The following is a 4,967-nucleotide window of genomic DNA, read 5'->3' as shown; positions in this document are numbered from 1 at the left end:
TTTTATTTAGAATCAAGAGATAAGCGTTTTGTTATATATACCAAGAATAATTATATAATGTGCAACATTATATAGACAAAAAGAAGAGGATAGATACAAACAGAGGGATCCTGCTTGTTCTATCCTTTTGTTGTACTACAAATGACCTCATCTACTACTACAATGTATTTGCTTTTGTAGTGGTACATAAAGATGCTCTATTGGAACTGCTCAAATTGATTGGCTACCCACGCTTCATTATTTTCTGCAATATATTGTTCTGCCAAGATGAGTCGTTGTACAAGTTCTTTCTTAGACATCTTCATATATTTTCGTTGGGTGTTTTCTATGCTTCGGTTTGCTCGTATACGTCGATAATCCACAGAAGTAAAGGCAACAGAACGCTTTTGTAGGGACTGATTAGAGTTTGATTTTTGCTTGTATGTTTTGCTGTGTTGTTTATAATACTCATACAATTCTGGATTTGTTATAATTGTATTAGAGTGAATACCTTTTCCTTCGGAATCAATCTCTTTAGACTTCTCTGATACAGTTTTTAGTGTAACAGGAAGGTTTTCTTTGACCAGAAGGTTAATTGCTTCCTTACCTAATAGGGAGGAGCGTTGGCTTCGAGTTTCGTGAACTCCTTTGAGCCATGTTCGATTATTTTTTGAAGGAAATGTTTGGTTCATATGTCTGTTCCTCCCGATATTTTTCAATCAATTCAATCTCTTTTAATTCATTCCTTGCAAGCTTCCGCATCTGTTTTGCCTTATTTACTTCAATTGTCAAACCCATAGTAGCAAAACGCTTTTCCATATCCTTTGATAATTCAATTGTTTCAAAAAGTTCATGCTTCTTTTCAGGTTGCGGAATCTTTGCCACACATCCTAAACATGCCATTTTCACAGGACATACTTTGTCTGTCACACAAGTACCGCCTAACACGTTGTTGTATACACCTACTTTGGCTTTGTATTCCTCCCATTCCCGCTGAAGTTCTTCGGGACTCCGAAGAATCACTTCATCTAAATCAATATAGTTAGCAATCACGTCATGTAATTCTCCAATTTTTTCAGCTACTTGACTTGGAGTAGGTTCCGAATAATATTTTGTTACATTCACGTCATACTGATGGAGCATTTTTGCTACAATGTCAATCGGAATGTCTTGACGTTGAACAGCTTCCGTTGCGAATGCATGACGTAGTAAGTGTGTTTTAATAATCACAGTTTCTCCTTCTTGCGTCTCAAAAAACAATCCATGCAAGAGAAAACGTAGGCAGGCAGTAACTGAATGTCTATTGAGTGCTTTCTCATTATATTGAAAGAAATAAGGTTTTGGCTCTGGGAATAGGTGTTTCCTTTCACCCCGATAAGTTACGTTTGGAATTGTCCCGTTGTAATGTTCTTTCAACATCAAATTGACTCTCTTTATCAGTTGAAAGGTTTGCTTGCTGATTGGATAAGATTCAGGCTTATCTCTCCCTTTTGGGATGGCATAGAAGGAGAATTTTAAATCTCCATTTACTTTGATAGCTCGTAAACAATCTTTTTCACTGTTAAGCTGTAATAATTCGTTCAGTCTCGCTCCTGTTGTTGTGAAAATATCTACTGCTAACAGACCGAAGGTTGTTGCGACATAAAATGCTTCTACATCAAATAGAATGCCTTCGGCTTTACTACTGTGAAGAGAAACAAAGGTACTTGTACATAGAATGCCCTTGTGTTTGGGGTAAAACGGCTCGGGGTTTCCTGTTAAATTCTCTTCTCCATACCCCCATGAAAACAAGAGTTTTCGTTTCTGCATTATTTCTTCCTCTGTCGCGTTTGGATACCACATCCCCAACACACCTTCTTGCAGGATTTCTGTAAACCATAGCCCCTCCGCTACATCATCATCTTCCAATCGTTCAGCTTTCAAAAACTCTACAAAATACTGATTATTTGCTTCGGAATACGTTCTTGTACGCTGTTCTGCTGACTTTACAATGGATTCTGTAAATTTCTTCTTGTGATACAAAACAAAGGAAGATTTGTCCCATAAACGGAAGTGAAACCGCTCTTCAATACGTTCAGGCTCGTTATAGTGAAACTCTAAGGGGAGAGTGACATCACCTTGTTCAGCTTTCTTACAAGCTATCAGAAAGGCTTCTCGCAATCGTTTCATCTGATTCCAACGGAAGTTTGCTTCCACCCGAATGTGAGGAAGATACGGCACGATGGCATCCGTTTCACTCTTGCGAGTGTTTCGGGCTTGTTCCTTTGCTTGTTTATTGAATATAAAATCTCGACTATCAAACATAGGCATAGGGAGTAGGAATTGTTGAAAATACTCTTGTTGTTCCTGACTTAACTTTGATGTAAGCCATTTTTTAGTTGAGTAGGAAACAGATTTGTATCTTGTTAGAAATTCTGCCCTTTGGCTATTTGAATGTTCAGGATAAATAAGAACTTTAAAATAGTCATACATATGCTGTTCTGTATCAAAATCAATGAAAGTCTTTAAATCGTAAACATGAAATATACCTTTAAGCCTAACATTTATATGTCTGGTATTGTCATATAATGTTCGTGCACCCAAATTTCTGTCTCTGCCAATAAGCATTGCCAATAATAATTGATTTTGCCAAGGTGTATCTAAACACTGATTAAGGAAATATTTTATAGGTAATTCATCCACTTTATCTAACAGAAATACCCCTCTGCTATCACGCAAACGAAGAATATTTTCATCCACTTTACCCGTTAATTCCTCATAAAATGGGGATGTCGGAAATTTCAGCTTTGTTGTCATTATTCATCCTCCAAATCATCCAATAGTGTTTGGATATCTACTTCTAATTCTGTTTCTTTTGCTGTGTCTACAGCAGTCAGATGGGGTTTATTATTACGTTTCTGTTTCGGTTGTTCTATGTACTCTTTTTCTTTCTCTGCTATATTTTCAAGCATCTTGTCATGAAAACTTCGATATCTTTCTTCGTCAAAGTGATGTTCGTACACTTCAATCGTGTCTTTTTGTTTCCACTTCATGTATTTAATGAGTTCATCTTTTCGCTGGTTAATTTCTGCATTTGTCTTGGAAATATTATAAATCTCACGCATAGTTGTCGTGACATACCAATGTCTTGTTTTATGTGGATTTAACCTTATGCCCATCATCTTCATGACCTTATTCCAATGTGGATACCAAGCCTGATACGAAAATGGTGTTCCTCGTTCCGTCAGGAACATGGGTGCATCGTTAGGTAGAGAATCAAAATTCCGCCCTAAAGGGTCATTTTTTCTACGCTCTTGATTGATATATTGAAACAGAAGTTTCGTTGTGTTTTTGCTGAACCGAAGAAACTTTGCTCTACGTCCATGACTGCCTTTGTTAAACGTGCTGACTTCTTCAAAAGACTTGCGGGAACGATAATCGCCAATGGTCAATTCAATTACCTCTGAAACTCTTGCCCCTGTCTCAAATAACATACGGACAATGACTTTTTCTCGCAATGACCAATTTGCCTGATTACCTGCCTGTTTAACTTTAGGATAGAGAAGAGGATCATCAATAATTTCAGGTTGCCATTCCTCGTTAATGAGCTTGAAGTAAGAATTTGTCAAACGTCTATGCACAATTGGTCTTTCTGTTCCTGCTTCGGCAGGCATTCGAGGTTTGTTCTTTCTCACACCTTCGGTATTTGTTTTGTAATCGTCCAATATCGCATGAGAATCGATAAGGGGATTCGGATAGCCATACTGTCTCAGTGTAATCAAGGACTTATAAAATGACTTGAGAGCGGAAAGGAAGCGATGAACGGTATTCGGACTTTTTTTGGAACGATTGACAAAGCGAAAAGAATCTTTTTCCCGTACTTTACAAGCCATTTCGTCCATCAAATAATCTTCCGCAGCGACCCGTATGGCTTCAGGATAATCGCTCCATTGTACATGTTGCCCTTGATAGTTACTGTATTTGTCTAACCAATTGAAGAATGGAAGAAGGCATTGGAGATACGACAACGCCGTACTTTCTGAAATTTTCCTACTGGCATCATCATAAAAGTCTGTCAGTGGTAGAAATACTTTGTTATTCGGTTCAAACACAAGTAATGTATATCGGCTTTGAACACCTTTTGGACACCGTAAGTGGTAATAACTATCTCTCATTTTCAAAGCCTCCTGTTAGATATTCAGACCCACTTATTCCTCTAACCAATTGAAAATAGGAACTTTTAATTGATATTCATGTTGTATTTGATTCCCCATTGCCTCATATTCCTGTTGGGTAAGGTCGTAGATGTGTTTACTTTGCTTCTTTGGTAACTTAAAAGGGATAGTTGTTGGGCTCCAATTCTCACGGATGGCTTTCTTGATAAACCCATCAGGGTTTTTCACTTTGTTAGTAGATTGTTGCATAATCAATAGAATCTCTAATGTTCGTTTAATCCCAACAACGGAAAGAAGAGTAAGGATTTCTTGCGTTGGAGATGTGAGTGTAACTGCCTCATATGCTAATTTGACTAACTCCAATTCGGCAATTTCTTCCCGTACCACTTGTTGACTTTGCTGAGAATCTCCTTTTACAAATCTTGGTTCTTGCTTTATATATTCAACGTCACCTGCGGGAATTCTCCATCCCTCTTTGTCACTATTGCGAAATGCATTCGGAAACTTTCCAGACCGCAACCATCGCTTAATCGTTTCTTCATGTTTTTTTAAATCTAATGCCAATTCTTTTACTGTATACACGTTCATATAAGCACCCCTCAAAGTGAAAATATATTTCTCCGTCCAGTCTAACCACACTAATGTTGTTGTAAACATCCTTTTTATAAAAATGTTGTTGTTCTATATGAGGTCATAAAGAGGGCTATGTAATAAAAAAAGTACATCGCTCTCATTGAGCGATGTACCAATATTTATATAATGTTACACATTATATGATTCTTCTTGTATTTATAAAGAAAAATAGGCATTACTACTTATTTAGTTTACAGAGTA

At 37.2% G+C, this 4,967-nt stretch carries 4 protein-coding genes; all 4 read right to left on the bottom strand.

Annotated elements, in window-relative coordinates:
* Window positions 1–197: 197 nt before the first annotated feature.
* From PDQ33_RS28190 to PDQ33_RS28175, 4 genes are read right to left on the bottom strand one after another with little or no spacing between them, the layout of a single operon-like run.
* Window positions 198–671: a hypothetical protein gene (locus PDQ33_RS28190; protein WP_073569446.1), complete on the bottom strand. Its 474-nt coding sequence runs from the start codon at window positions 669–671 to the stop codon at window positions 198–200.
* Window positions 643–2,775 (bottom strand): tyrosine-type recombinase/integrase, encoded by a 2,133-nt coding sequence (locus PDQ33_RS28185; protein WP_073569445.1) that lies wholly within the window; start codon window positions 2,773–2,775, stop codon window positions 643–645. Before PDQ33_RS28185 ends, PDQ33_RS28190 begins: the two co-directional genes overlap by 29 nt.
* Complete coding sequence (locus tag PDQ33_RS28180; RefSeq protein WP_073569444.1) at window positions 2,775–4,133, bottom strand: tyrosine-type recombinase/integrase; 1,359 nt, start codon at window positions 4,131–4,133, stop codon at window positions 2,775–2,777. The genes PDQ33_RS28185 and PDQ33_RS28180 overlap by 1 nt, the downstream gene beginning before the upstream one ends.
* Before the next feature lie 33 nt (window positions 4,134–4,166).
* Window positions 4,167–4,721 carry a helix-turn-helix domain-containing protein gene (locus PDQ33_RS28175; protein ID WP_270395419.1) on the bottom strand — a complete coding sequence of 185 codons (555 nt, stop codon included), beginning with the start codon at window positions 4,719–4,721 and terminating at the stop codon, window positions 4,167–4,169.
* Between the last annotated feature and the right edge of the window lie 246 nt (window positions 4,722–4,967).

Origin of the sequence: Bacillus cereus group sp. Bc031 (assembly GCF_027716265.1) — a bacterium.
GTDB lineage: Bacteria > Bacillota > Bacilli > Bacillales > Bacillaceae_G > Bacillus_A > Bacillus_A paranthracis.
This window is presented reverse-complemented; position numbering and strand designations above follow the sequence as displayed.